Source organism: Staphylococcus sp. EG-SA-2, assembly GCF_017152085.1.
Map to the genome: position 1 here is coordinate 1 of NZ_JACYHC010000760.1, position 1,499 is coordinate 1,499.

Consider the following 1,499-nt stretch of genomic DNA (forward strand, 5'->3'; position numbering starts at 1 on the left):
TTTGATGACGTTGAATTTGACGAAGAACAAGATGCTGTTCATGAAGATCGTCATATTTTCTACTTATCAAATATTGAAAATAACGTTCGCGAATATCACAGACCAGAGTAATCTGTGTATTTGAAAGCATTTAAATATAACCTAAAAACAGCAGTAAGACAGCTTCTCATTGAAATCGTCTTACTGCTGTTCTCTATTTATAACACTTCGTATTGAATGAATTAGCTAAGCCTGTTTGACACATTATTGAAGTTTTCCTAATGCCTGGATCCTTTATACGTTACGGCTTCGTGCTATGTTTTGGTACATAAAGCTTTGACATATCGATATTCTCCAACTCTAACAGCTTAATTTTATTATTAATCGTTCCACCGAACCCTGTTAAGCTACCCGTTTTACCGACAACACGATGACATGGCACGATAATAGATAATGGATTACTTCCGACTGCACCTCCAACCGCTTGGGCTGACATTTTTGGCTTGTTAAGCAGCTTGCCTACTTTTTTGGCAATAGCACCATACGTTGTTAGAGTCCCATAAGGAACCTGTCTTAATTCATTCCAAACACACTGTTGAAAATGACTACCTGTTGGCTTTAAAGGTATTGTGATTTCAGGATTGTCACCTTTAAAATACGCGTCTAACCACTGTGTCGCCTCTCTAAATATCGCTAAAGACGTATTTTCTTCCCTAGTACTATCACCTTGTTGATTTTCAAACAAAACAGCGGTCAGACTTCCCCCATCACTCACAAGTTCCAATCGTCCTACAGGCGAATCATAGTAACTCTTATACTCCATAAAAATGCCCCCTTTTTCTAATCATACGCCTTAATTGTTAATTTAGAAAATATTCATGTTCACATTTTTTAAAAATAAATAAGTCGTCAATTACGTATATAAACACGTAATACCAGCTATCACTTTGCTGCAATATACAGTTACATATCTTACTACACGCGCTAACCTCTTACTTTGTAAACCAAATCTTAAATTAAAATATTGAAAATGCAATGAATCCTTAATATTTTATTAAACCTATAATTACTTATTAAAAATAACACACAATATTCATAAAGTTTTAAAAATATTCTGTTTAATCATCTATTATTAGTGGAAAAATATAAGAGCAATTGTTTATAGTTTGCATAACGCTTCAAAAGTATTTTCTTTTTTGTTTAGTTCAAAAAAATTTAGAGGTGATGTTATATGAATAACGGTTTTTTCAATAGCGACTTTGATTCAATTTTCCGAAGAATGATGCAAGATATGCAAGGTTCAAATCAAGTCGGTAACAAAAAGTACTATATTAATGGTAAAGAAGTTTCACCTGAAGAACTAGCGCAACTCACACAACAAGGTGGCAATCACTCTGCTGAACAAAGTGCGCAAGCTTTTCAACAAGCAGCACAAAGACAACAAGGGCAACAAGGTGGCAACGGCAATTATTTAGAACAAATTGGTCGTAACCTTACGCAAGAAGCACGTGACGGTTTAT

Annotated in this window: 2 protein-coding genes and 1 pseudogene; 2 read left to right on the top strand and 1 reads right to left on the bottom strand. The window is 34.5% G+C overall.

Annotation, left to right across the window (positions count from 1 at the left end):
* The coding region (locus tag IDG60_RS22430) for a hypothetical protein (protein ID WP_241013375.1) at positions 1 to 111 on the top strand (111 nt) is incomplete at its 5' end.
* 169 nt (positions 112 to 280) lie between these two features.
* On the opposite strand, the gene IDG60_RS13780 is transcribed toward IDG60_RS22430, so the two are convergent.
* Complete coding sequence (locus IDG60_RS13780; protein WP_000455993.1) at positions 281 to 802, bottom strand: methylated-DNA--[protein]-cysteine S-methyltransferase; 522 nt, start codon at positions 800 to 802, stop codon at positions 281 to 283.
* A gap of 408 nt (positions 803 to 1,210) precedes the next feature.
* On the opposite strand from IDG60_RS13780, the pseudogene IDG60_RS13785 reads away from it, so the two are divergent.
* Positions 1,211 to 1,499: pseudogene (locus IDG60_RS13785) on the top strand (ATP-dependent Clp protease ATP-binding subunit); the annotation flags it as partial.

Excerpts from the sequence above, each read along its gene's own strand:
- IDG60_RS13780 (WP_000455993.1), bottom strand. The coding sequence starts at position 802 with ATGGAGTATAAGAGTTACTATGATTCGCCTGTAGGACGATTGGAACTT.